The sequence below is a fragment of the Microcystis sp. BLCC-F210 genome (assembly GCF_042134685.1).
In the GTDB taxonomy this organism is placed as follows: domain Bacteria; phylum Cyanobacteriota; class Cyanobacteriia; order Cyanobacteriales; family Microcystaceae; genus Microcystis; species Microcystis aeruginosa_D.
On sequence record NZ_CP169647.1, the window covers coordinates 3387537 to 3410820 of the forward strand.

Consider the following 23284-nt stretch of genomic DNA (forward strand, 5'->3'; position numbering starts at 1 on the left):
ATGCTATCCTTACTAAAAAAGCTCTGGAATTGGCTAAAATCGCTCTTTATTGCCAGTCCGAAGGCAATTAACCCCAAAAAAGTCAAAAATACTCCTCCAGAACCCAGCGATGGGGAATATGAAGGGATATTGATGGGGTTATTCGAGCAGGTGGCGGCGGGAACCACTACCGACGGGTTACGGGGATGGCTATACAGTCGCCATTGTGACGATAAAAAGCTGGCGCGGTGGTTAGGGGTCAAAAGCGAGGAATGGCTAAAGTATCCGGAAGATTATCAAACTTTAGGGCGGGATCTGGCGGCTTTAGGCAAGGTGATGACGGGAAATCTGGGGGAAGTGTCCCAACGGATTAGCCTCCAGTTACGCGACGCGGTGAGGGATGTTTCCGGTGTGGAGGGGGAAAATCTATGCCCAAAGGAGACGGATTTAACGGAAGTGGTTCAGGATGCCGAATTCTGGTTTGAGCAAGGAACCCAGAAAGCAATCAATGGGGATTTTATCGGCGCGATCGCATCCTGGGATCGAGCTTTAGAAATTAAACCCGATGACCATGAAGCTTGGTACAACCGAGGGAATGCGTTAGATAATTTAGGCAGATTAGAAGAAGCGATCGCATCCTTTGATCGAGCTTTAGAAATTAAACCCGATTTGCATGAAGCTTGGTACAACCGAGGGATTGCGTTAGGTAATTTAGGCAGATTGGCAGAAGCGATCGCATCCTATGATCGAGCTTTAGAAATTAAACCCGATGACCACTATGCTTGGCACATCCGAGGGAGTGCGTTACATAATTTAGGCAGATTTGAACAAGCGATCGCATCCTACGATCGAGCTTTAGAAATTAAACCCGATGACCATGAAGCTTGGTACAACCGAGGGATTGCGTTAGTTAATTTAGGCAGATTTGCAGAAGCGATCGCATCCTACGATCGAGCTTTAGAATTTAAACCCGATTACCCTGATGCTTGGTACAACCGAGGGTTTGCGTTAGGTAATTTAGGCAGATTAGAAGAAGCGATCGCATCCTACGATCAAGCTTTAGAATTTAAACCCGATAAGCATGAAGCTTGGAACAACCGAGGGATTGCGTTAGGTAATTTAGGCAGATTGGCAGAAGCGATCGCATCCTATGATCGAGCTTTAGAAATTAAACCCGATGACCATGATGCTTGGAACAACCGAGGGATTGCGTTAGCTGATTTAGGCAGATTTGAAGAAGCGATCGCATCTTATGATCGAGCTTTAGAAATTAAACCCGATTTCCATCTAGCTTGGGGCAACCGAGGGGGGGCCGTTTGTTCTCTGAGTAAAAATCGTATTTCTACTCCTAGTCTAGAAGCTCTCATTTATCGTAAACCGATAGTAGCCCTTAATGACCGAGAACCCCATATTTTCGCCCTCCGGGAGGCACTTCCCCACCTCATTCAAGGATCGCCTCCGTGGGGGCAAATTTATCGCTATCTAGGGCAAGCTTATCTGGAACATTCCCAGTATAAAGAGAAAGCTAGTCCCTATTGGCGCGAAGCGATCCGACATTATCAAATCGCTTTACCGATTCTCAGCGAAAAAGACTTCCCGGAAGATCATTTAGAAATTCTGCAAGGATTGATCCGCGCTCATCTTTCCCTACAGGAAATCCCTGAAGCGCGATTCTATCAACAACAGGGGCGCCACCTTTTCACCCGACTACGCGCCCAGAAACGGGATAAACCGGCTTTTGAGAGAAAATTCAGCAGTTTTAGTCACCTAGAAATCGATTTACTGATCGAGGAAAATCATCCCCTAGACGCAATTGAACAGGCAGAATTTTATAAAAATCGTTGTTTGACTTGGATTCTCGATAATTGGCAAGAAAACGCCACCAGTCCCGATTATGCCACCATCCAAAGCCTGACAGGTCCGAATAAGGCGATTATTTACTGGTATCTCAGCGAGGACAATCTCACCACCTTTATTATCACCCCAGAGGCTGATCCCGTCATTCTAGAGCCAGAACAACGCCGTCAACCAGCGCGACAGTTTCGGACTTGGTTAACCGAATGGGATAAACAATACCTTGACTATGCCAGTAAAAAAGAAACGGAGAATAAACAAAATCACCCCTGGAGATTGTCACTTAACAGCCGTTTTGCCCAATTAAAGCGGATTTTACAGATCGATAAAATTCTCGAACCTTTGCCGGTTTCCGTTGATTCCCTCATTCTCATCCCCCACCGGGATCTGCACCGCTTCCCCCTACATACCCTCTTCCCCGAAAAATACACCGCCACCTATCTCCCCTCTGCTCAGGTCGGTTTGCGTCCCCAGTCCGGCGATTTCTCCTATTCTCCCCTCCTCAGCGTCGAAGACCCCAAAACGGAACAAAAACCCATGGATTTCGCCCAACTGGAATCAGCGATTATTAGCCATATCCTGCAACCGAGCCAGAGAATCAGCCCGAAAAAGGCATCACGCGAAAACGTCCGCAAAGCCCTCGAAAATGCCCATAAAACCTTTCATTTCACTGGTCACGGCTTTTATGACTCTTTTCGTCCCCAGGAGTCTGCGATCGCCCTTAGCGATGGTTTATTAACTGTCCGGGACATCAACAAGCTCAACCTCTCTAGTTACCGTCTCGTCTGTCTGGCTGCCTGTGAAACCGCTCTCACCGGCAAGGATGGCATTACTACCGAATACGTCGGCCTCGTCAGTGCTTTCTTGGCAGCCGGTGCGACTAATGTGGTCAGTACCCTCTGGCCGGTGAAGGAGATTTCTAGTGCTTGGTTTATGGTTAACTTCTATCAAAGATTATTAGCGGGTGAATCTCCGTCCCTAGCTTTGAAAAATACACAAAATTGGTTAAAAAATATCACTTGGCAGCAACTAGCTAACTGGATCGAGCAACTTGGACAACTTCCCGACCTAAGGGAAGGGGTCGATCGACTGGAGGTGAGGGCGGCGAATATTTTAAAGGAAGGCAGTACAATAGGGCTAGATCAACTAACAGAATATAGTGATCCTTACCATTGGGCAGCCTATACCCTGACTGGACAGGACTAACTTATGGAAATCCCCAAAACAATTATCGATCTTGAAGCGCTGCTAATCGCCCTCGCACAGCAGACTGAACCCTTGCCAGAATATCTACAGCGATCGCTCAAAGAAATTGAACGATTATTAAGGGAAGAACAACCCCAGGCAGCAACACAATTGCGGCAACTTGTCAAGGATTTTCCCCCCCTAGAAAAAGCTTATAAAAAAGCGATCGAAGAGTTAGACGCAGCCTATGCTAACCAAGAACGCGCCAAAAGTTTAAGCGTCACTTTTCCCGATAGTTTAGATTTCGAGTCCCTATTTATTAATGATGTTATTCCTAGCCAAGATTGGGTAAAAACTGCCCAAAAATTAGCTGGATCCCCCCTGCCCCCCTTGATAAGGGGGGTGCCGACAGGCGGGGGGATCCCCCTTGATCACGAGGGTGCTGATTCCCCTCGATTTTGGGATAAAGCTGATCGCCTGATGGTGGTAACGGTGGGAGGTGCGGCCCTAGGGGGATCGATTGCGGGAGTTTATGGCGCGGTTATTGGTGCGATATTAGCGGCCGGCTGCGGATGGTATATTACCTTTAGGAAAGCAAAATCAGCATAAATTTTTGATGAAGATTGTTAACATTGAAAACTTTCTTTTGTTAATCGGAACCTTGGTTATTACCGCAAGCGTGGCACTGGTTACAAGAAGACGGCAGCGACGGGGAAACAATAAATCTTATCTAGAAATTCTTTTCGTTTCTGGGTTAAGTTTATCGGCTGTCTTGGCAATATCTAAGGTGGTCTATAAAGTGTTAACCGATGAAGATTTTCAGAATTGCCTTGGTTCGGATAGTCAAATCCTTCTTTTGTTAGCTGCTGTTCTCGGTATCTATATTTCTATTAAAGAGATTTGGAAATTATTTGAAGCGAAGTAATAGAAATGCCAGCTTTATCCATATCCAAAAGTTATACTAAATCCTGTTGAGAAGGTGTAGAATAGGCGTTGGGTTTCATGCTTTAACTCAACCTAAGTTCTATAAACATTATCAGTAAACCCCAAAAAAAAGGAAGCTAAATCATGAAAATTACTATCGATATTCCCGATGAATTGCTTCAACATTACAACTACAATAATCTTACCCGTGAAATTTTAGAGGCTTTGGTGGTGCAGGCCTACCGAGCGGAAAAAATCACCAGTGCCGAGGTCGGAAGTATTTTAGGTCTATCTTCTCGTTGGGTGGTGGATGCTTTTTTAAAAAACCATGATGCCGATTTACATTACAATGAAGTCGATCTAGACAGCGATCGCAAGACTCTTCAGCAACTTCGCAACAAACACGATCATAGTCTTTTATGATAGTCGTTTCTGATACCTCACCTATCAACTATTTACTGCTCATTGACCAGATCGACCTATTCCCCCGCTTATTTGGACAGATTATCATTCCCGATGTGGTTCGCGGTGAAATGCTTGATGCAGATGCACCGGCCATTCTTCAGCAATGGATCGCCAATCCACCCTCTTGGCTTATCATTGAGGCTGTTCAAACGATTGATGAAGCCCTAAATATTCTCGACCCCGGAGAACAGGCCGCTATCACCCTCGCTCAAACCTTACCCGCCGATTTGCTGATTATCGATGAACGCTTGGGGCGGCGAATTGCCAGCGAGCGGGGAATTCCTATTATTGGCACTCTCGGAATTTTAGACGACGCATCAAGCCGAGGCTTAATCGAGCTTTCAGATACTATAGCCCGACTACAACAGACTAATTTTCGCATTTCTCACCGCATAATTGAGAAATTGCTTGAAAATAGGGAATAAATTGTTAAAAAACTAAACGAACCTTCAGTCCGATCGCAATTAACCCCAAAGAAGTCAAAAATCCCCCTTCAGAACCTCGTGACACTAATAACTAATAACTAATAACTGAATAAAACTACATTCCCATAATTTCGTAACCGGAATCTACATAAATAATCTGACCAGTAATACCACTAGCAAGATCACTGGCTAAAAAAGCGGCCGTATTTCCCACTTCAATTTGTGTCACTGTGCGATGTAAAGGAGCGATTTCTTCCACATGATGGATCATATCAAGAATTCCCCCGACGGCCGAAGATGCTAAGGTGCGAATTGGACCGGCAGAAATACCATTAACTCGGATCTTTTGGCCACCTAATTCCGCGGCTAAATAGCGAACACTCATTTCTAAACCAGCTTTTGCCACCCCCATTAAATTATAGTTAGGAATTACCTTGACACCGCCGAGATAGGTAAGAGTGATAATACTTCCCCCTTCCGTCATCAAGGGTTTAGCCGATCGCGCTAGACGGGTTAGGGAAAAAGTGCTAATATCTAGGGACTTAGTGAAAGCTTCCCGGGGAATGGCGGTAAAATCGCCCGTTAAACCCTCTTTATCGGCAAAAGCGAGACAGTGAATCAAAATATCCAGTTTACCCCATTTTTCCGCCACTGTAGCGAAAGTATCTTCTACCTGTTGGTCATTTTGGACATCGCAGGGGACATAAAAAGCGGGATTAAGTTCATCGGCCAATTCTCGCACTTTTTTCTCAAAACGGCCTTTTTCGTCGGGGAGATAGGTGACACCGATATTTGCACCAGCTTGATGGAGTTGTTGGGCAATTCCCCAAGCGATCGAGCGATTATTGGCAATTCCTGTCACTAGGGCGTTTTTTCCCGTTAAATCTAACATAGTTCTCGTTTCTCTTACAAAAATCTCCCCAATAGCCGACCCCAGCGAGATTCGGTATAATAGGGATACAGATAACGGGGCAGCAATGATCACCCCTTCCCCATTGTCTGGCAAAAAGCGCCCAAAACTTTTCCCAGTTTAGGCAGCGGTTATGTTTAATAGAGGTGACACTCGTTGGATAATAAAAACAATTTTCCCCTTTTCTGGATGTGAGATGGACTTATCATTAATACAAGATAAACCCCTAGCAGATGTGTTCCGTCGAATCGGCAGCGGCAATTTCCCCCCGGTGGTGGAGTTGTTCGAGCGCGGCAAAACGATCTTTTTCCCCGGAGATCCCGCTGAAAGAGTCTATTTTTTGCTGAAAGGAGCCGTTAAGTTGTCGCGAGTCTATGAAGCGGGAGAAGAAATTACCGTGGCTCTACTGCGGGAAAATAGCGTCTTTGGTGTGCTATCCTTACTGACTGGTCAGCGATCGGATCGTTTTTATCATGCCGTGGCTTTTACTCCGGTAGAATTACTCTCAGCCCCGATCGAGCAGGTAGAAAGATCCCTCCGCAATAATCCCGATTTATCAATGTTGATGCTGCAGGGTTTGTCCTCGCGGATTCTGCAAACGGAAATGATGATCGAAACCTTAGCTCACCGGGATATGGGTTCACGTTTGGTCAGTTTTTTATTGATTCTCTGTCGTGATTTTGGGGTTCCCACCACCGATGGCATCCGGGTGGATCTAAAATTGTCTCACCAAGCGATCGCAGAAGCGATCGGTTCTACTCGCGTCACTGTCACCCGTTTATTGGGAGAGCTGCGGGATCAGGAAATGGTCTCAATTTACAAGAAGAAAATCACCGTCCATAATCCCGTCGCTCTCAGTCAACAATTTACTTAAATTCTGGATGACTAGCGCTTATATTTTAGTTTTGGCTATCGTGGTTTTAGGTGGTCTGATAGCGGCGGTTGGCGATCGCATAGGTAGTCGTATAGGTAAGAAAAGGATGCGTTTATTTAATCTGCGTCCGAAACAAACCGCAACTTTAATGACGATTGTAACGGGAATTTTGATCGCTGGCTCGACTTTAATTGTCTTATTTGCTTCTAGTAAATCCCTACGTCAAGGGGTTTTTGAACTGGATCGCCTTTTAAATGAACGTCGTACCGCTATTAAGGATTTAGAAAGTCAGGTGAGAAAAACCACCGAACAAAAAAATCAGGTGGAAAAGGCTTTAAAAACGGCTAAAAGTGAACAGATAGCTGTGCAGAAACGTCTAGAGGTTCTTAATAAAAATTATCAGGCTTCTCGTCAACGTTTGCGATTAGTTTCGGGACAGTTAGAAAAGTTTCGCAAGGAAGTGGCCAATTTAAATAATGAACGAGTTATTTTAACTAATCAAAAGGCACAGTTAATCAGTCAACGGGAGCAATTGTCCCAACAAAAATCAATTCTTTCTAGTCAGATCAATCAACTACAAACCACCCTTCAAGCTAGAGATAAAGAGTTAGCTAATCAACAAAAGTTATTAACAACCAGACAAGCGCGACTTCAACAGTTGGAAACTCAACAAAAAACCCTACAGCTAGAAATTGATCGCCGGGATCAACGTATTGGAGAACTCGATCGATCGATTGTGGATAAAAATTTTGCTTTGGAACAGCGCGAGGGAAAATTAAAGGATTTAGAAACCCAAATGGCTTTTCTTAAGCGGGAAGTGGAAGTTTTAGAACAATACTATCAAACCTATCAAGAATTGCGGGAAAAACAAATCGCTATTTTCCGGGGACAGGTGTTATCTTTTGGAGCTTTTCGTATTGTTGATCCCCAAGCTATTGTCACCGTTATCGATAAGTTATTGCGGGAAGCGAATATGAATGCTATCCGTGCTACCCAACCAAATCAGCCTAATTTTGACCAGCGTTTAATTAAGATCACAAAAGCACAGGTAGAACAGTTAAGTCAACAATTACAGGACGGTAAAGAATATGTGGTGAGAATCCTTTCCGCAGGTAATTATGTTTTAGGAGAAAGCGAGATTCGTGTCTTTGCTGATGTGGTTCCCAATCAACGAGTTTTTGAGGAGAAACAGGTAATCGCTGCCGTTTCTATTGATCCCCAAAATATGACAGAAGAGGACCTACAAAAGCGTTTAGATTTACTTTTAGCTTCGGCTCAATTTCGCGCTAGAAGTGCGGGAGTTTTAGGGTCAATTCAAGTGGAAGATGGTTTATTAACTACGGTAGTTAACTTTATTGGTCAAGTGAAAAAGTCGGGTAATGCTATCGAAACACTTGAGGCAGTTGCTGCTAGTAAAACTAATACATCTGGACCTTTAACCTTGCGTTTAGTGGCGGTAAAAGATGGTAAAATTGTTTTTAGTACGTCCCCTTGAAAGATAGCTAAAGTTAGGAGTTGAGATTAAAATCAATTCCTTCGTAAATATCGGCAAGATTTAAGCTAATTCCTAAAGAATCTAGGGATATAATTCCCCTTGCTGGGGTGTATTCTTGCAGTAACCAATTATTTTCTGAGGTTTTGCTATAGGATTCTATTAGTATCTCCCCTTGACTGACGAGAAGATATTGGTTTAATTGGGGTATGGAACGATAATAACGGAATTTATCACCCCGATCATAACTAGAGGTGGAAGGGGATAAAACTTCGATAATTACGCAGGGATTTAAAATTTCATCATTGCGATGATCACTAAATAATGGTTCCCCAGCAATGATCATTAAATCTGGGTATAAACCGCGATTATATTGGGGTATCCATAGACGTAGATCGCTAGATTGAAGACGATAATTAGTTCCTCTTAAAGCTAATTTGAGCAGGACAATAAGATTAATGAGAATACTATTATGATTGATGCTTCCCCCCGTCATCTCGATAATTTCTCCGTCTTGATATTCGTGTTTAGTTTCCGCTCTAGTTTCTAAATTACGATATGCTTCTAAGCTGAGGGTTTTGGTAGGAGATGAAGTCAACATTTTTCTAGGTTAGATATTCTTTTATTTAATCATAACACAATTAATGCTACCTATTTAATTCTAATTCTCCTTGGAGAAAATCAATAAATTGTCTGGCAGTTCTTCCTGATCGCCCATTATGTTGGGTTGCCCATTGTTTGGCACGAAATTCTAGGTCTTCTAAGCTAATTTTTAATTTAGCTAAACTGGCTAAATGACGCACTATTTCCAGATACTTTTCTTGATTAGCTGGTTCAAAAGTTAGGGTTAAACCAAAGCGATCACTAAAGGATAATTTTTCTTGTACTGTGTCCCAATTATGGACTTCATCCCCATCTTTTGGTTGTGGTCGATCGGCGAAAAATTCTCTGACTAAATGTCGGCGATTAGAAGTGGCATAAACTACAACATTTTTCGGTCTAGCGGTGACACTTCCCTCTAAAACAACCTTTAAAGCTTTAAAAGCTTCATCGTCTTCTTCAAAGGATAAATCATCGACAAAGATAATAAATTTTTGTGGCAAATCTCGCAATTTTTCTACAATCAATGGTAGGTCTTTTAATTGGGATTTTGCCACTTCAATTAAGCGCAATCCCTGACTATGATATTTTTGCAATAATCCCTTGACTAGAGAAGATTTTCCTGAACCACGGCTGCCATAGAGTAGGACATTTAAAGCGGGATAACCTGCTAATAAAAACTCAGTGTTTTTAATCAAGGTTTCCTTGGGCATTTCATAACCGACTATTTCTTGAATCTGCACAGGATCGGGATGAGTAATTCCTTGTAATCGGCCTTCTTGCCACCTTAAAGCTTGATAACGGGCAAAAATTCCTGTACCACATTCGCGATAATAATCGGCTAAATCTTCGATTAATTCCGTCCAATCTAAACCGGAATGTAGAAAACTTTCTAATTTATTGTCCACTTCCCAAGCGGGGAAATTGAGAAATTTAATTTGTTCAAAAATTGTCGAATTACTTAAGCTATAAATGCTAGAATTATAGAGAGATTGGAGGATAGATAAATCCTGTTTAACGCCATTAATTAAAGATTCGGGTAACTCCCAAACACTTTTTTTCTGTACCTGTTGACTAAAGGGATTATCATCTAATAAAATTTGCTCGACTAGAAAATCATTCCAACTGATATTTTTAGATGCTAAAGCTTGAAACAATTTACCATAAGCTTTGAGAAAATCGGCGATATTATCCGTAGATAATAGGGTAATAAGTGCCTGGCCAATAGCATTATTAAAAACTCCTTGATATAAAACTAATAAGCTGACTTTTTGGTAAATTTCAGAGATCATTTTTTATTCTCCACTAATAACTAACATTTCATGGCTGATTTTTTGTAATTCCTAATTCGATTTAATAATTGCCGTCCTGTAGCCAAGGGAATGTAAATCAGTTATTATTCTATCAAGATAGGGTAATCTCTGCAAAATTAAGGTTAAAAAAGGTAAAATGCCTACCGACTAATTCCCCAGATTTCTTGAATTGATTTTCATTTATCTTAATGGTGAGGTACAAAGTTCTCCTTTTGGGGAGTCAGGAGAAGATACCCTGTCAGGTTACACTTCATTTTGAGGAGAAACGTTATATTTGATAAAATTTAACCAATCTTGGATTTCCTGTCCTAACCAGAGACATTCATCCTCGCGGAGATTCTGGCCGATAAGATAATAATTTTTAGCCGTCCGCAGACGAATCTGATAGTTACCTTCTGTGCCATTACTATGGAGAAAAATACCCCATAAATCTTGAGTTTTAAAAGCAAATTTTTTGTAGATAAAATTGAAAAGTTTATATTTAATTAAAACTTCTTGAGGGGTAAGAACTAATTGCATTTCTCGCAAACAAATAAAAGCAATTAGAGCTATAATAAAGGTAAGAATCGGGGAGATAAAGACAGTGACAGTAAGGACAATCGCCAAAGACCAGAGGGTAGGAGCATCAGAAGGTAGCTTAATTTTTGGGGGTAAATTGATCTCTAAATTATCCCGGTGTTTAGCGATACGGATGGAACTGTGGGGAGGTTTTGGTAATTTCTTAGGATCGATTAAACTTGATACTTGACGATAGTAGGGATGTTGAAGAAATTTTAGGGCTTCTCTGGCACTTTTAAACCGCTTTTCTGCTGCCATATCGGTCATAGTTTCTAACCAATCGATTAAATCATCATCGATTGTCACCAGTTGGCGAAATTGAATTTTAGAGTCGCGATGGGGCAGTTCTATCGGCACAATTCCCGTCAATAAATGAATTAAAGTCATACCTAAAGCATATAAATCAGAACCCGGAACTGCCCGGCCCCAAAATTGTTCTAGGGGTGCATAACCACTCGTCCCCACCACAGTAAAAGTAACTCCCGTCACTGCACCCCTGGACTGGACTGCGCCAAAATCTACTAAATAAACATTATTTTCCGAGTTAATAATTAAATTACTAGGTTTAATATCTCGATGTAATACTGGGGGCGATAATTCATGCAAATAAATGAGAATTTCGAGAACTTCTTGGGCAATATTCCGAATTACCGTAGGGGTGAAACGTTGCCCCTTTTCTAAGCGATCGCTTAAGGATTCTCCCGGTATATAATCTTGTACAAGCACAAACCAAGGAATCCCGTCACCTTGATTTTTATCGAGGGAAAAATAATCGCGATAGCGGGGAATACGGGGATGATAGAGAGAAGCTAAAACGGCGGACTCTCGTTCAAATAATTTTAATTCTTCCCACTCCATCTGGGGACTAAAAGCGAGGAGTTTAATAATTACTAATTCCTGGGATAATATATCGGTAGCTAACCAAGTTTGACGACCGATAGCGGTATTTCCCAAGCGTTGTTGTAGTCGGTAACGTTCCGCTAAAAGAGAATGAGAAGTAAAGGTCATAGTGGCTTTTCCCTTATTTAGGGTCTGCTTTTTGTCAGGAAAACTGCTGTCTGGTACTAATTAATATCGATTTGTTTTTTGGCTGTCCAACAAAGGGCGATTCCTTTTTCTTTATAGGAAGATTCCCCGACAAAGATAGGATATAATTCAGATTCACCACGATAGATAATTTCCTGACCATCAAATCCTAGAAAAATCGGTTGATTAGGTTGAATTGCCTGATAATCTCGTTGGAGAATCTGAGGATGTAACATGGCTTTAATTTCACCCTGTTCATCCCTAGGATAATCGATCGAGCCTAAACGTTGGTAAACTGTTAGGGATTCGCTGAAAGTATCGAGATGGGCAGCCAGATAATTTTCCTGTTCGATATAGTCTAGGATTTGATAAATGAGTGTTTCGGTTTGACGAAAAAGATAGGGACAGATGACACCATGCTTAATGGGACCGATTTCTAGGGTAAAAGCTAGGGGACAAATTCCTTTTAGAAAATGATTTTCTTCCTCGCTGACGGGATGATAAATTAAGCGCACATCAGGATTAATTTTAGTCAGATAGGTAAAGAGTTTTAATAGCCAAGGATGGGGGTTAGAATAAATAATCGCCAGCATCATGTTAGATGTGGTGCTGTGAATATCGATTAATAAATCAATGGATTTTTCTCGGATTTCTTTGACTATTTTTTTGGCTCGTTTTTGTTCGTATTGCTGACAATCGGGATTCACTAAATCTTTCTGGTTAAAACAACGATTTAAATCCGTATCGATATATCTAACCCGTTGCTTTAGGGCCAAGGGGTTAGCGATGAGACTGTGGGACTGAAAACTGCTGCGAGCAATAAGATTAGGTGAGTTTTGCAGGTATTTAACCAAATAAGCGGGAGTTAGTTCATTGCCATGCACACCAGCAATTAAAGCCAGATTTTTAATAGTAGTTTTCTGATCGATCATTTTTTATAAGTTTTGAAAAGTTGTAATTATTTATGGTTTGCGGCAAAAAGTTTGTTGGTGGGGTTAGGAGACAGTTATCAGTTATCAGTTATCAGTTATCAGTTATCAGTTCACAAAAGAAAACTCCCCACACCCCACACCCCACCCCTATAACTGATTTAGAAAAACCAGCCGTAGGAATGAAGACCTTTACCTAAAAGATTCACCCCTAAATAACATACCCAAACCACAACAAAACCACTGGCTGCTAGAATAGCTGGTTTTCTTCCCTGCCATCCCCGGGTAATGCGAGCATGGAGATAAGCGGCAAACACTAACCAAGTGATTAGCGCCCAGGTTTCTTTCGGATCCCAACTCCAGTAGGAACCCCAAGCTTCATTGGCCCAAACTGCCCCGGCGATGATACCGATAGTGAGAAGGGGAAAACCGAGACCAATGACCCGATAACTGATATTATCGAGGGTTTCCGCCAAGCTAAGACGTTGGGGCGAAAGAGTCGCCATCGCTGTTAGGGTGGGAGTCAAAAGGGCGGTTGTGCCACCGTTAGCCGTTTCCATGAAAATTGGGGCGGAAAGAGTGGTGGATAACTTATTTTGCAGACGATAGGCCCCCGTACCCACGGAACTGCCTTTTAACTCGATATTTTGACCTCTCGTGACGATCAGAAAAGCGATCGCCATCAGGGAACCCACCATCAAAGCAGCATAACTTAACATCATGACGCTAACGTGCATCATCAACCAATTCGATTTTAAAGCCGGAACCAAGGGCGCCGAAGTTTGCATTTCTCCGGGCAAAGACAAAGTGGCAAAAGCGGTAATCCCCATGGCTACAGGAGTCGTCACCACCCCCACCAGGCGACTGCGGCTAGTGTACTCAGCAATTAAATGAACCGCAGTTACACCCCAAGCGAGAAAGAATAAAGATTCGTAAAGATTGCTAATGGGGAAATAACCCGCTTCTAACCAACGCGCTCCCAATAAAGCGGCGATACAGAGGTTAGCGATGGCCACGCCGGTGCTGCCCAGGCCTGACAACAAAGGTATGCTAGGAAAGGCTGCCCCAGCCCAATAAACCAGCATGGTTAAAAACAGGACTAAAAAAGAAGTGTTATCGAGAAAGTTCTCTAAGCTAACTAAATTCATGGGATTTCTCTCGTTTGTCGCTCGCTCGCTACCAAGTATTCCATCCTCTATCCTATCCCATCGGTAAGGCGATCGAGACAGAGAATTGTTAGTAAGTAGTCGTGCAAAATTAATTTCCTAGTAAAGATAGGCACTCATGCAAGAGGCAAAAGGCAAGAGGGGGTTAGATATGTGTAATTAATTTTGCTTAGGTACTTATCAACAACTACAATGCACAGCAAAGCAAAGGATTAAGCCGCCATCACTACTACCGAATCACCAGCGCAGTTTTTATTCCCCTAATTGCCAGGTTATCTCTTCACCCGCTCGTAACGGCACCAGTCCGGATTCGGGAAATGGCAATTCATCGGGAATACGCCAAGTGGTTTTGGTTAATGTTATTTGTTCAGTATTCCGGGGGAGTTGATAAAAATCTGCACCGTGAAAGCTGGCGAACCCTTCCAATTGCTCGATCGCATCAACGCTCTCAAAAGCTTCTGCGTACAACTCTAGGGCGTGCAGAGCCGAATAACAACCCGCGCAGCCGCAGGAACTTTCTTTGCTGTAGCGAGAATGGGGCGCGCTATCGGTTCCTAGAAAAAACTTGGGATTGCCCGATGTTGCTGCTTGCAAAAGTGCCAAACGATGATCCTCTCGTTTCAAAATCGGCAGGCAATAAAAATGGGGACGAATGCCACCGGTCAAGAGAATGTTTCGGCTAAACAATAAATGTTGAGGCGTAATTGTGGCAGCGACATTGTTGTTAGTAGATAGAACAAACTTGACCGCATCGGCAGTGGTAATGTGTTCAAACACTACCCGCAGTTTCGGAAATCTTGTTATCAGTGGCAGCAAGTGCCTCTCAATGAACACTTTCTCTCGATCGAACACATCAATATCACCATCGGTAACTTCTCCGTGCAGTAGTAGTGGCATATCCAGCTGCTGCATCGCCTCAAAAACGCCATCGCACCTACGAATGTCCGTTACCCCCAAGTCGGAATTAGTTGTTGCACCGGCCGGGTAGTATTTCACCGCTTTGACAAACTGGGAGGCTTTCGCCGCCATGATCTCTTCGGGACTGGTATTATCAGTTAGATAGAGGGTCATCAATGGCTCAAACTGTTGACTCTCTGGAACTGCCGCCAGAATGCGCTCGCGGTAGGAGGCAGCCTCGGCGACTGAGCGTACTGGTGGCTTTAAATTCGGCATAATAATGGCACGGGCAAACTGACGCACCGTATGGGGTAGAACCGCTTTCAGTGCTGCACCATCGCGGAGATGAAGGTGCCAGTCATCGGGTCGAGTCATTGTGAATCTTCGCATTCTCCGATCATACAACGGTTAGGAATGTCATCACTAAACACAATACCCTTTCTATTTTGTTTTCATAAAAAGCGATCGCCTAACAGTTTAAACTTATAAAACCGCCATCGACAAAGAAGCGGTGAGGAATAGTTCATTAGACCTATCCAGGATGGTTAGGCAGAGAATGATATTGAAAGATGCCAAAGATACTGCCGACACTGCCAATACTAAGAATACTGCCGACACTGCCAATACTAAGAATACTGCCGACACTGCCAATACTGAGCATACTGCCGATACTAACCAGACTTAAAATGCTGCCGGCACTAGCGAGACTTAAAATACTGCCGGCACTGCCTAAACTCAAGATACAGCGATAACTAGCTTTGCTCAGATAATTAAGACCAGAAATCATTTTAAATCGGGGAAAGATTGGGGAATAGTTAGGGACGTATTTTGCCAAACCTGTTGTAAACGCATAGCCGGCATAGTTAGATAAAGAATATCACCTTGATCGAGAGTGATTTCCAGTAATTGCCAACCGTGGATAGTTTGACCCTGTTTTTCTAGGTAAAGTGGCACAAAATCGGCATTCATCGCCGCTTCCTTGACAATTTGCCCCATAAAAGGATGATTAGGTGTGATTAATGTAGCCAAAGCAACCCAGAGGAGATCATCGGTCATGCCATTACCGAGAATTCTACCGCCCAAAGCGGCCGCAGCGAAGGAATAGGTAGCTAAATCCCGGGGACATAATACCGTATCAAAATCAAAAACCTCTTGAATCGATCGCCCGAATTGTTCCTGAGAGCAGCGTAAAACTAGATTAATTTTAGGAGCGATCGCTTTAGCGGTGAGAGCAATCTCCACATTAATCATATCCTCGTAAGTCACCACGATCAAAGATTCAGCGTTATTAATATTAGCCGTTTCTAGGGTAGCTACTAGACGCGCATCCTCGATGATAACGGGGATTCCCCAAGAGCGCACAGAATGCAAAAATCTATTATTGGGGTCCGATTCAATCACCACCACTTCACAGCCTTGCTCGTGCAATTGTCGCACGATCCGGGTGCCGATACCTCCTAAACCACAGATAATGTGATGATTGCGGACGGGAATGCGGGTAGCATCCCAAAACTGTTTAAAGCGACTACCGAGAATAAAATCGTTGAGGAGAGCATAACAGATACCGATAACCCCGGCACCGACAATCATCATGACCACGGTAAAAATTTTGATACTATCGGGGGTAGATTCGGCCACTTTTTCGTTACCTCCGGCGCCGGTAATCATCCCGACGGAGAAATAGAGGGAATCGACGAGGGAAATTTTTTGATTAACGCTGAGATAGGTAATGGTAGCAAGGGAAATCATCCCCAGGAGGGAAAGGGTGACAAGAATTACCGGTTGGACATAGTGCTGATAGGGACGAAGATTAAGTAGATTTCTCAGCCACTTTTGCAGTTTAAAACGCTGTTTTGCCTTAATTGTCGGTTTATTGCCGATAATGAGATGATCGCCAGTTTGGAGTTTTTTGCCTAAAAGAACTGCGGAAACCAGATCGATTTCGTCGTGAGCGGGGAGATAATAGATTAACATCCGGGCCGGATCGTCCCAAAGTTCGTAAAGGGGTAATCCCCACCAAGGATGATTTTCCTCGATAATTATCTCTTGAATTGGCCAAAGGCGATCGAATAGCTGTAATTGACCGATAGCTTTATTGCCAAGGGCAGCAAAGGAAAAGATCGGGGATGCTAGGGAAGCAACGCTCATGCTAACGTGAGCAGGGAGGGTTTGATCGAGTCTTTCTCCCAAAGTTTCGTTAAATAGTCGGTTAACTATCCGAATTTTCGGGTTAATTATTCTTGCGCGGGTGAGAATTTCTAGATTGAGTGCGTCGTTATCGATGGCCAAAACTAGGGTTTCTGCATCTGGAAGGCCAGCTTGCAGCAGAGTTTTAGGAGAGCAGGGATCGCCGATAATAATATCAGACTGGTATTCACAGACCATTTGGCGATCGCTAATCGCTACTACTGCCGCAGATTGTTGTTTGAGTAAACAAAAGATTTTATAACCCGTGCGACCTAATCCACAGACGATGATTTGCGGTTTCATTCGTCGAGCGCGTTTTTTGCTGATTAACCTTTCATTTTTAGCGCAAAAACTAGGAAAAATCTGTAACTAAAGCTGCAATATTGCCAATTTTCCTAATCAGGCTTTGAAAATGATAAAATAATCATCATCGATTTAATCACTTAGGTCTTGACTCGCTTTCTTTGGGATAAATTTAGTAAAGATTACCTCGAAACCTTTCTCTCTTCTTCCGGTGACGTGAAAACTAGCCTTGATGTGACGGCAGAAACTCAAGAAATTGATGTATATTTTCGACCGACTTCCCCAGAAATGCCGCCCGAATTAGGTTTATTGGGCCGATTAGCTCAAACCCCTTGTCTATTGGAACCCTATCGCAATCCGGTCACGATTGAGGGAATTCTCGCTTGTTTATCTAAACTGTTGACTGTGCGGGAACAATTACAAAGAGAAGCTCACCGCAATCAACAACCCTTATTAGCAGAAAATATTCCTAGACTATGGATACTAACTCCTACGGCCAGTCAAAGAATTATAACTGCTTTTTCAGCTCTCAATCATCCAGATTGGGGAGAAGGAATTTATTTTTTAGCCCCAGCATTAACCACAGCCATTATTGTCCTGCATCAATTACCCGAAACCCCTGAAACCCTCTGGTTAAGATTATTAGGTAGAGGAGGAACCAGAAGCAGAGCGATTGATGAATTAGAGGCCTTGTCTCCCCATCATCCCTTTAAATCAGCTTCCTTAAAATTATTATACAATTTGAGTAGGAACTTGCAAGCCTTACCCAAAAGAACCCAGGAGGAGAGGAAATTTATTATGCGTTTAGCCCCTTTATACGAACAAGATAGAGAAAAAGCTATTCAACAAGGGAGAATTGAAGGGATTCAAGAAGGAGAAGCCAACCTAGTGCTACGCTTGCTTAACCGACGTTTTGGTGAACTTCCCCCGCATATTACTGAAACTATCCAAAAACTAACCGTAGAAAAATTAGAAGACTTAGGAGAAGCATTGCTAGACTTTGAGACTCAAGCTGACTTAATTAATTGGCTAAACCGCTCCACAGACTTTTAAAATGATAAAATAATCATCATTGATTTAATCACTTCAGCCTTGACTCGCTTTCTTTGGGACAAATTTAGTAAAGATTACCTCGAAACTTTTCTCGCTTCTTGCGGTGACGTGAAAACTAGCCTTGATGTGATGGCAGAAACTCAAGAAATTGATGTGTATTTTCGACCGACTTCCCCAGAAATGCCGCCCGAATTAGGTTTATTGGGCAAATTAGCTCAAACCCCTTGTTTATTGGAACCCTATCGCAATCCGGTCACGATTGAGGGAATTCTCGCTTGTTTATCTAAACTGTTGACTTTGCGGGAACAATTACAAAGAGAAGGGAGCAAGTCAATTTTGTCAGAACAAACGTACCAAGCCTTGTTCAAAGTGTTCCGTTCAGGTACGCACAACGAAGTTTGAGAACTTGAGGTACATTCCTTTCATTCCATTGCGCTCCCGAAATTTTCAAGCGTCTATCGATTTGTTTAATCGTTGATTCCACCGATCCTGAACCAATCGAACAAATTTCGTTCTCTTGAAAAATAGAAAGACCGAAAAAAAACAGAAATCATGCTATAGTGGAAAGCAGGGATACCACACATTAAAGTCGCAAGTCGTTGCCGATCTCGCGCAGCGAGCGCGTTGCGACCAAAAAAGTGAGCAGATAATCTGCGTCCGTTGTGAGAAAGGAAGAGTCCATGATTTTCGACTGGGTCAAGAGAGCAAAATAAGGTTAAATAAGGAAATAGAAATATTAGGAGATAAAGGCTATCAAGGAATTCAGAAAATCCATCAAAACAGTCAAATCCCTCATAAAAAAAAGAAAAAAGAAAAACTAAGTAAAGAGCAAAAAAAAAAGCCAATCGTCAGTTATCACAACGGCGCATAATTATAGAACATATTCATCGTCGTCTCAAAATATTTCGGATACTTTCATCAAGATACAGAAATCGCAGACGGCGATTTGGTCTGAGATTGAATTTGATTGCTGGTATCTACAATTACGAACTTCGTTACCGACAAAAGGATATATCTTGATTACTTTTGCAAGAGATATGATGAATATCCCGATGTGGGGATGCAGCCTTTTGATTCTGAACCTTACCATGCTCCCAAGGGTAATTCTTAACTAAAAATGACAGATAACTGCTTTGAGATAAAAGTTATGGGTAGGGATAATAACCCTACCTGATTTTATAGGAAAATAATTAATCCTCTGCTTGCCAATCGGGACAACTATCACTATCCCAACCGTAGGGATGGAAACCGCAGACGAGAAGATTGCCTCCGTAGATATAACCATGATAATTACGACAACCGATGCAAGCAGCATGGGTGTTAGGATCGGGGTTAACCTTAGGAGTGAGGATAAAATCCGAGGGTTCATCTAATTCCGAAAATAGGAATTCATCGAGGTTAAAAAATTCTTCCAATTCCTGGGGTAAAACCTCTTGAATAAACTGTTCCAGATCGATGATAATCTCCTCATTAATTTCTTCGATAGTTTGGGTCACTTCTTGAAAAAAAGTTTCAATTCCCAGCGCCACAGTTTCGATCACTTCCCAAAAATCCTTCTGCCAATCGTCCATGTTTGTACTTGCATCCCTTGTCTGATAATAATTAATTATTTGTCCCTAAAATCTAGGTTTTAATCCTGTTGCAGTTTCCGTAATTCTTCCTGAAGACGTTCCACCTGTTGTCGCAATTCATCTACTTTTGGATTGGCTGCCTTGGTGTCTTCCTCGTCTTCAATGATTTCTATCCGTCGGGGTTCATGGGGAATATTAGATTCGTTAGCTGCCACCGTTTGCTGTTGTGCCTGTTTCACCAATTCATCAACGTATTTCCGCGCTTCTTCCGTCGTCATTTCCCCGCGAGAAATCATTTCATCGGCTAATTTTTGGGCTTGATTTCTTAATTCTTGTAAATTTACTTCAGCTTTTTCGGCGGCATAGGTAGCAATACCTACGCCCAAATAAACTGCTTTTTTGACTAAATCACCTAAGTTGGCCATAGCAAAAATCCTGAATCGATCGCTCTTACTTCCTAGAATAAACGATCCTTCTCCCAAATGGAGATGGGTTTTGGGTGTCAGTGAACAGTGAACAGTAAACAGTAATCAGTGAACGCTTGCACCTCCATCCAAGAGAGCCATCAGTGAACTGAAAACTCACATCTGATAACTGATAACTGATAACTGATCACTGATAACTGATGAGGTAAAGTTTTGTAAATAGACGCGGTGGTGGCAACAGCAAAAGTGATCGCTATAAAGATTAAATTTTAGTCAAATTGCTGGTTTTTCGCTCTTAAAGCGACTATAAAGCCTCATTAGGTCATTTTTGACCTAAATGGTTTGATGAAGCTCAAAATAACTAAATATTGTGGATAGTTGCTGGCAGCCCGCAGCCGGCTGAATTGATTTGTGTTCATCCTAACCAAAGATTTAAACTAAAGACCAGATTCCCGATTTAATCACAAAAAACTATGTTTCCTATTCATCGCCCCCGTCGTCTGCGTCAAACCCCTCAAATGCGCCGTCTGGTGAGTGAAACCGTCTTGACAGCCAATGACTTTATCTATCCTCTTTTCGCCACGACGGGGGAAGGTATTGCTCAGGAAGTCAAATCGATGCCGGGGGTTTACCAATTGTCAATCGATAAAATTGTTGACGAAGCCAAGGAAGTGCGGGATTTAGGAATTCCAGCGATTATTTTATTCGGGCTGCCGGAAAGTAAAGACACAGAGGCGACGGGAGCATGGCACGATCATGGTATTGTCCAAAAAGCGGCCACAGCAATTAAAGAGGCAGTTCCCGATCTACTCATTGTCGCTGATACTTGTTTGTGTGAATATACCAACCATGGTCATTGTGGTTATCTGCAAACGGGAGATTTAACCGGCAGGGTGTTAAACGATCCTACTCTGGAATTATTGCAAAAAACCGCCGTTTCTCAGGTAAAAGCGGGAGTGGATATCATTGCACCGTCGGGAATGATGGATGGTTTTGTGCAGGCAATTCGTCAAGGATTGGATGAGGCCGGTTATAGTGATACACCGATTCTTTCCTATACGGCTAAATATGCCTCTGCCTATTATGGTCCGTTTCGGGATGCGGCTGATTCTACTCCTCAATTCGGCGATCGCAGAACCTACCAAATGGATCCGGGTAATGCCAGAGAAGCCTTAAAAGAGGTGGAATTAGACGTATTAGAGGGAGCAGATATGTTAATGGTGAAACCTGCTCTATCTTACATGGATATTATCTGGAGAATCAAAGAAATGACTAATTTACCCGTGGCTGCCTACAATGTGTCGGGGGAATATTCAATGATTAAAGCGGCGGCGTTAAATGGCTGGATTGACGAAAAACGGGTGACTTTAGAGACTTTAACCAGCTTTAAACGGGCGGGTGCCGATATTATCTTAACCTACCACGCTAAGGATGCCGTGCGCTGGTTAGCAGAGGGTTAAACTTAATCCCACATTCCGCACCTTCACCTGTCACATTGGCTGTCCCCCTTTAAACCCACCGTTCGCAGTAATACTATAAGGTGCAGAATGTGGAATCGACAGTACCATTGGTTCACTGATTACCGATCACTGAAAATGCGCTCACCTGTGTTTTGGCAATTTGATGGGTACAATAGAGATAGCGGAGACCGAGAATAGCAATTCTCCCTACAATTATCGATCAACACTTACCCCCACTCTCTCTTTTTTGTTCCACTGCCCATGCTCCAAGATACCCAATCTATTCGTTACTATCAAAGACTAACCGATGACATGGTGGATCTTTGGCACCGTAGCTCGCGTTTTGATGAGATTCGGCTATACGTAGAAGGCTATTTAGCCTGTTTACGCGATTCTAATTCCATAGAACCCTATCTCATTCATCGTCTCGAAGAAGAAATATTTCGCTTTCTGCGAGATCCTTCTAATTTTGAATATCTCTCCCCCCAAACCCAAACCCAAACTGAAGCAGATTATGGGTATTATTAACCTTTACCGTTGCCTCTTGCCTCATCTCCACAGGCAATTTCAATGCACGGACAGCTGTTCGGGACAAATGGGGATTTTTACCAGAGAGCTACTGAGCTTGACAGGAACGCGATTGGGTCATCTGTAGGACAATAGTATCGATCGATTTCACCAGAGCCTGTCCTGGAACCCTTTGATTATTAACGATAATGCTAAATAACATCGGTCCTTGGTGGGGGTTTTCTAGATAACCCGATAGGGCCCGCACACCAGTAAGAGTGCCGGTTTTGGCGTAAACTGTGCCAGTAGCGGCCGTCTGACGCATTCGGTTTCTCAGGGTGCCACTAATTCCCGCTACCGGTAAGGAAGCATAGAAAGTGTCGCGATTAGGGGAATAATACATCACCCGCAAAATTTCCACGATCGAGCGGGGAGTAGCGGTATTATGGCGGGATAATCCCGAACCATCAGCTAAACGAAAACCACTGGGATTGATGCCCAATTGTGCCAAGATGGCAGTAACACTTTTAGAACCGCCAATAAAGCGAAAAAGAGTATCAGCATAGAAATTATTACTTCTTTGATTAGTGATATTCACCCAATCGCGCAGGGATTTTTTCTGAATTGTCGTTTCCGGGTTCATCGCTTGTAAAGCGGCAGCCGTGGTAAATAACTTTGTATTAGAAGCAGGGATAAAATAGCGATCGGCGTTATGACTATAAATAACCGTTTGGCGATCGATAGATTCGATTAATACACCCCACTGATTGGGAGCTTGACTGATAATTTTATCGATATTTGCCCCAATCGATTGAGTACAGGTATTATTATTGGTGTTATTGTTTTCCGGTGGGGGAACGTATAATTCTATGGATTCGTTCGACGAGGAAGGATTGGGATAAACAGACAGATTAACTTGAGCGATGCTAGGGTAGGCCAAAGCGATAGTAGCTGCACTGGCCACTGTCAACGAATTGAGGCAATGGAGGAGTTTTTTCATGCTGTGTTTGTGTAAGAGTCTGGTTTCCCTGAGTATTCGCCCTATTGTACCAGTTGCTGCTCAAGTGTCAACGTTACCTGCCTAACAGATTTTAACGGCTAATTCCCACCAATGCCAGAGAAGAAAGCTTGTCATAGCCCAGAACTACACTGAATAAACCTTCTCAAGACCGGTGAGAATT

The 23284-nt window shown here is 42.9% G+C and carries 22 protein-coding genes and 3 pseudogenes; 12 read left to right on the plus strand and 13 right to left on the minus strand.

The features are described from left to right. The 5 genes from ACE3JL_RS16285 to ACE3JL_RS16305 all read left to right on the plus strand — a co-directional run bounded on the left by ACE3JL_RS16285 (position 1) and on the right by ACE3JL_RS16305 (position 4832). Entirely contained in the window at positions 1 to 3039 is a 3039-nt protein-coding gene (locus ACE3JL_RS16285) for a CHAT domain-containing tetratricopeptide repeat protein (RefSeq protein WP_375327925.1), read from the plus strand. 3 nt (positions 3040 to 3042) lie between these two features. Further along, the gene (locus ACE3JL_RS16290) at positions 3043 to 3627 is read left to right on the plus strand and encodes a hypothetical protein (RefSeq protein ID WP_375327926.1); all 585 of its coding nucleotides are present in this window, start codon (positions 3043 to 3045) and stop codon (positions 3625 to 3627) included. 7 nt (positions 3628 to 3634) lie between these two features. Continuing rightward, complete coding sequence (locus ACE3JL_RS16295) at positions 3635 to 3943, plus strand: hypothetical protein (protein ID WP_375327927.1); 309 nt, start codon at positions 3635 to 3637, stop codon at positions 3941 to 3943. Positions 3944 to 4086: 143 nt separating this feature from the next. Continuing rightward, a complete protein-coding gene (locus ACE3JL_RS16300; RefSeq protein WP_069475290.1) occupies positions 4087 to 4365 on the plus strand; it encodes a UPF0175 family protein in 279 nt (92 codons plus the stop codon). Then, on the plus strand, positions 4362 to 4832 hold the full coding sequence (locus ACE3JL_RS16305) for a DUF3368 domain-containing protein (protein WP_375327928.1): 471 nt from the start codon (positions 4362 to 4364) through the stop codon (positions 4830 to 4832). Before ACE3JL_RS16300 ends, ACE3JL_RS16305 begins: the two co-directional genes overlap by 4 nt. A 115-nt stretch (positions 4833 to 4947) precedes the next feature. Here ACE3JL_RS16305 and fabI read toward each other — a convergent pair whose 3' ends face one another. Continuing rightward, positions 4948 to 5724 carry an enoyl-ACP reductase FabI gene (fabI, locus tag ACE3JL_RS16310; RefSeq protein WP_002760333.1) on the minus strand — a complete coding sequence of 259 codons (777 nt, stop codon included), beginning with the start codon at positions 5722 to 5724 and terminating at the stop codon, positions 4948 to 4950. Between the two features lie 214 nt (positions 5725 to 5938). Between fabI and ntcA the strand changes: the two genes are divergently transcribed. After that, complete coding sequence (ntcA, locus tag ACE3JL_RS16315; protein WP_002750097.1) at positions 5939 to 6616, plus strand: global nitrogen regulator NtcA; 678 nt, start codon at positions 5939 to 5941, stop codon at positions 6614 to 6616. 7 nt (positions 6617 to 6623) lie between these two features. Then, positions 6624 to 8111, plus strand: coding sequence for a DUF3084 domain-containing protein (locus ACE3JL_RS16320; RefSeq protein ID WP_375327929.1), 1488 nt, complete (start codon positions 6624 to 6626; stop codon positions 8109 to 8111). A gap of 13 nt (positions 8112 to 8124) precedes the next feature. Here the strand turns inward: ACE3JL_RS16320 and ACE3JL_RS16325 are convergent, their stop codons facing one another. The 8 genes from ACE3JL_RS16325 to ACE3JL_RS16360 form a co-directional block, all read right to left on the minus strand. Further along, positions 8125 to 8709: a Uma2 family endonuclease gene (locus tag ACE3JL_RS16325; RefSeq protein WP_271989277.1), complete on the minus strand. Its 585-nt coding sequence runs from the start codon at positions 8707 to 8709 to the stop codon at positions 8125 to 8127. Between the two features lie 46 nt (positions 8710 to 8755). Then, positions 8756 to 10000 (minus strand): ATP-binding protein, encoded by a 1245-nt coding sequence (locus ACE3JL_RS16330; protein WP_375327930.1) that lies wholly within the window; start codon positions 9998 to 10000, stop codon positions 8756 to 8758. A 264-nt stretch (positions 10001 to 10264) separates the two neighbouring features. Next, complete coding sequence (locus tag ACE3JL_RS16335) at positions 10265 to 11587, minus strand: serine/threonine protein kinase (RefSeq protein ID WP_375327931.1); 1323 nt, start codon at positions 11585 to 11587, stop codon at positions 10265 to 10267. A 56-nt stretch (positions 11588 to 11643) separates the two neighbouring features. Then, the gene (locus ACE3JL_RS16340; RefSeq protein WP_271989280.1) at positions 11644 to 12537 is read right to left on the minus strand and encodes an aspartoacylase; all 894 of its coding nucleotides are present in this window, start codon (positions 12535 to 12537) and stop codon (positions 11644 to 11646) included. 158 nt (positions 12538 to 12695) lie between these two features. Next, a complete protein-coding gene (gene ccsB / locus ACE3JL_RS16345; protein WP_150975175.1) occupies positions 12696 to 13682 on the minus strand; it encodes a c-type cytochrome biogenesis protein CcsB in 987 nt (328 codons plus the stop codon). 270 nt (positions 13683 to 13952) lie between these two features. After that, positions 13953 to 14987 (minus strand): dihydroorotase, encoded by a 1035-nt coding sequence (gene pyrC, locus ACE3JL_RS16350; RefSeq protein ID WP_334311250.1) that lies wholly within the window; start codon positions 14985 to 14987, stop codon positions 13953 to 13955. Between the two features lie 142 nt (positions 14988 to 15129). Beyond that, the gene (locus tag ACE3JL_RS16355) at positions 15130 to 15384 is read right to left on the minus strand and encodes a hypothetical protein (protein WP_004161578.1); all 255 of its coding nucleotides are present in this window, start codon (positions 15382 to 15384) and stop codon (positions 15130 to 15132) included. After that, positions 15381 to 17087 (minus strand): potassium channel family protein, encoded by a 1707-nt coding sequence (locus ACE3JL_RS16360; RefSeq protein ID WP_375327932.1) that lies wholly within the window; start codon positions 17085 to 17087, stop codon positions 15381 to 15383. The genes ACE3JL_RS16355 and ACE3JL_RS16360 overlap by 4 nt, the downstream gene beginning before the upstream one ends. 147 nt (positions 17088 to 17234) lie before the next feature. Here ACE3JL_RS16360 and ACE3JL_RS16365 point away from each other — a divergent pair, with 147 nt between their 5' ends. Together ACE3JL_RS16365 and ACE3JL_RS16370 are read left to right on the plus strand one after the other, a co-directional pair. Further along, entirely contained in the window at positions 17235 to 18140 is a 906-nt protein-coding gene (locus ACE3JL_RS16365; protein ID WP_375327933.1) for a DUF4351 domain-containing protein, read from the plus strand. 39 nt (positions 18141 to 18179) lie between these two features. Continuing rightward, positions 18180 to 18473, plus strand: a pseudogene (locus ACE3JL_RS16370) (hypothetical protein); the annotation flags it as partial. Positions 18474 to 18504: 31 nt separating this feature from the next. On the opposite strand, the pseudogene ACE3JL_RS16375 reads toward ACE3JL_RS16370, so the two are convergent. Next, a pseudogene (locus ACE3JL_RS16375) lies at positions 18505 to 18654 on the minus strand (ISKra4 family transposase); the annotation flags it as partial. 10 nt (positions 18655 to 18664) lie between these two features. Here ACE3JL_RS16375 and ACE3JL_RS16380 point away from each other — a divergent pair. Next, positions 18665 to 19160: pseudogene (locus ACE3JL_RS16380) on the plus strand (transposase family protein); the annotation flags it as partial. Positions 19161 to 19330: 170 nt separating this feature from the next. Here the strand turns inward: ACE3JL_RS16380 and ACE3JL_RS16385 are convergent. Both ACE3JL_RS16385 and ACE3JL_RS16390 read right to left on the minus strand, forming a co-directional pair. Then, entirely contained in the window at positions 19331 to 19711 is a 381-nt protein-coding gene (locus tag ACE3JL_RS16385; protein ID WP_271991664.1) for a hypothetical protein, read from the minus strand. 59 nt (positions 19712 to 19770) lie between these two features. Further along, entirely contained in the window at positions 19771 to 20136 is a 366-nt protein-coding gene (locus ACE3JL_RS16390) for a phasin family protein (protein ID WP_271991666.1), read from the minus strand. A 473-nt stretch (positions 20137 to 20609) separates the two neighbouring features. Between ACE3JL_RS16390 and hemB the strand changes: the two genes are divergently transcribed. Further along, the gene (gene hemB / locus ACE3JL_RS16395; protein WP_271991668.1) at positions 20610 to 21596 is read left to right on the plus strand and encodes a porphobilinogen synthase; all 987 of its coding nucleotides are present in this window, start codon (positions 20610 to 20612) and stop codon (positions 21594 to 21596) included. A gap of 261 nt (positions 21597 to 21857) precedes the next feature. Beyond that, positions 21858 to 22124, plus strand: coding sequence for a DUF6761 family protein (locus tag ACE3JL_RS16400; protein WP_271991670.1), 267 nt, complete (start codon positions 21858 to 21860; stop codon positions 22122 to 22124). Between the two features lie 88 nt (positions 22125 to 22212). Here the strand turns inward: ACE3JL_RS16400 and dacB are convergent, their stop codons facing one another. Beyond that, a complete protein-coding gene (gene dacB, locus ACE3JL_RS16405; RefSeq protein WP_271991672.1) occupies positions 22213 to 23103 on the minus strand; it encodes a D-alanyl-D-alanine carboxypeptidase/D-alanyl-D-alanine-endopeptidase in 891 nt (296 codons plus the stop codon). Positions 23104 to 23284: the final 181 nt, after the last annotated feature.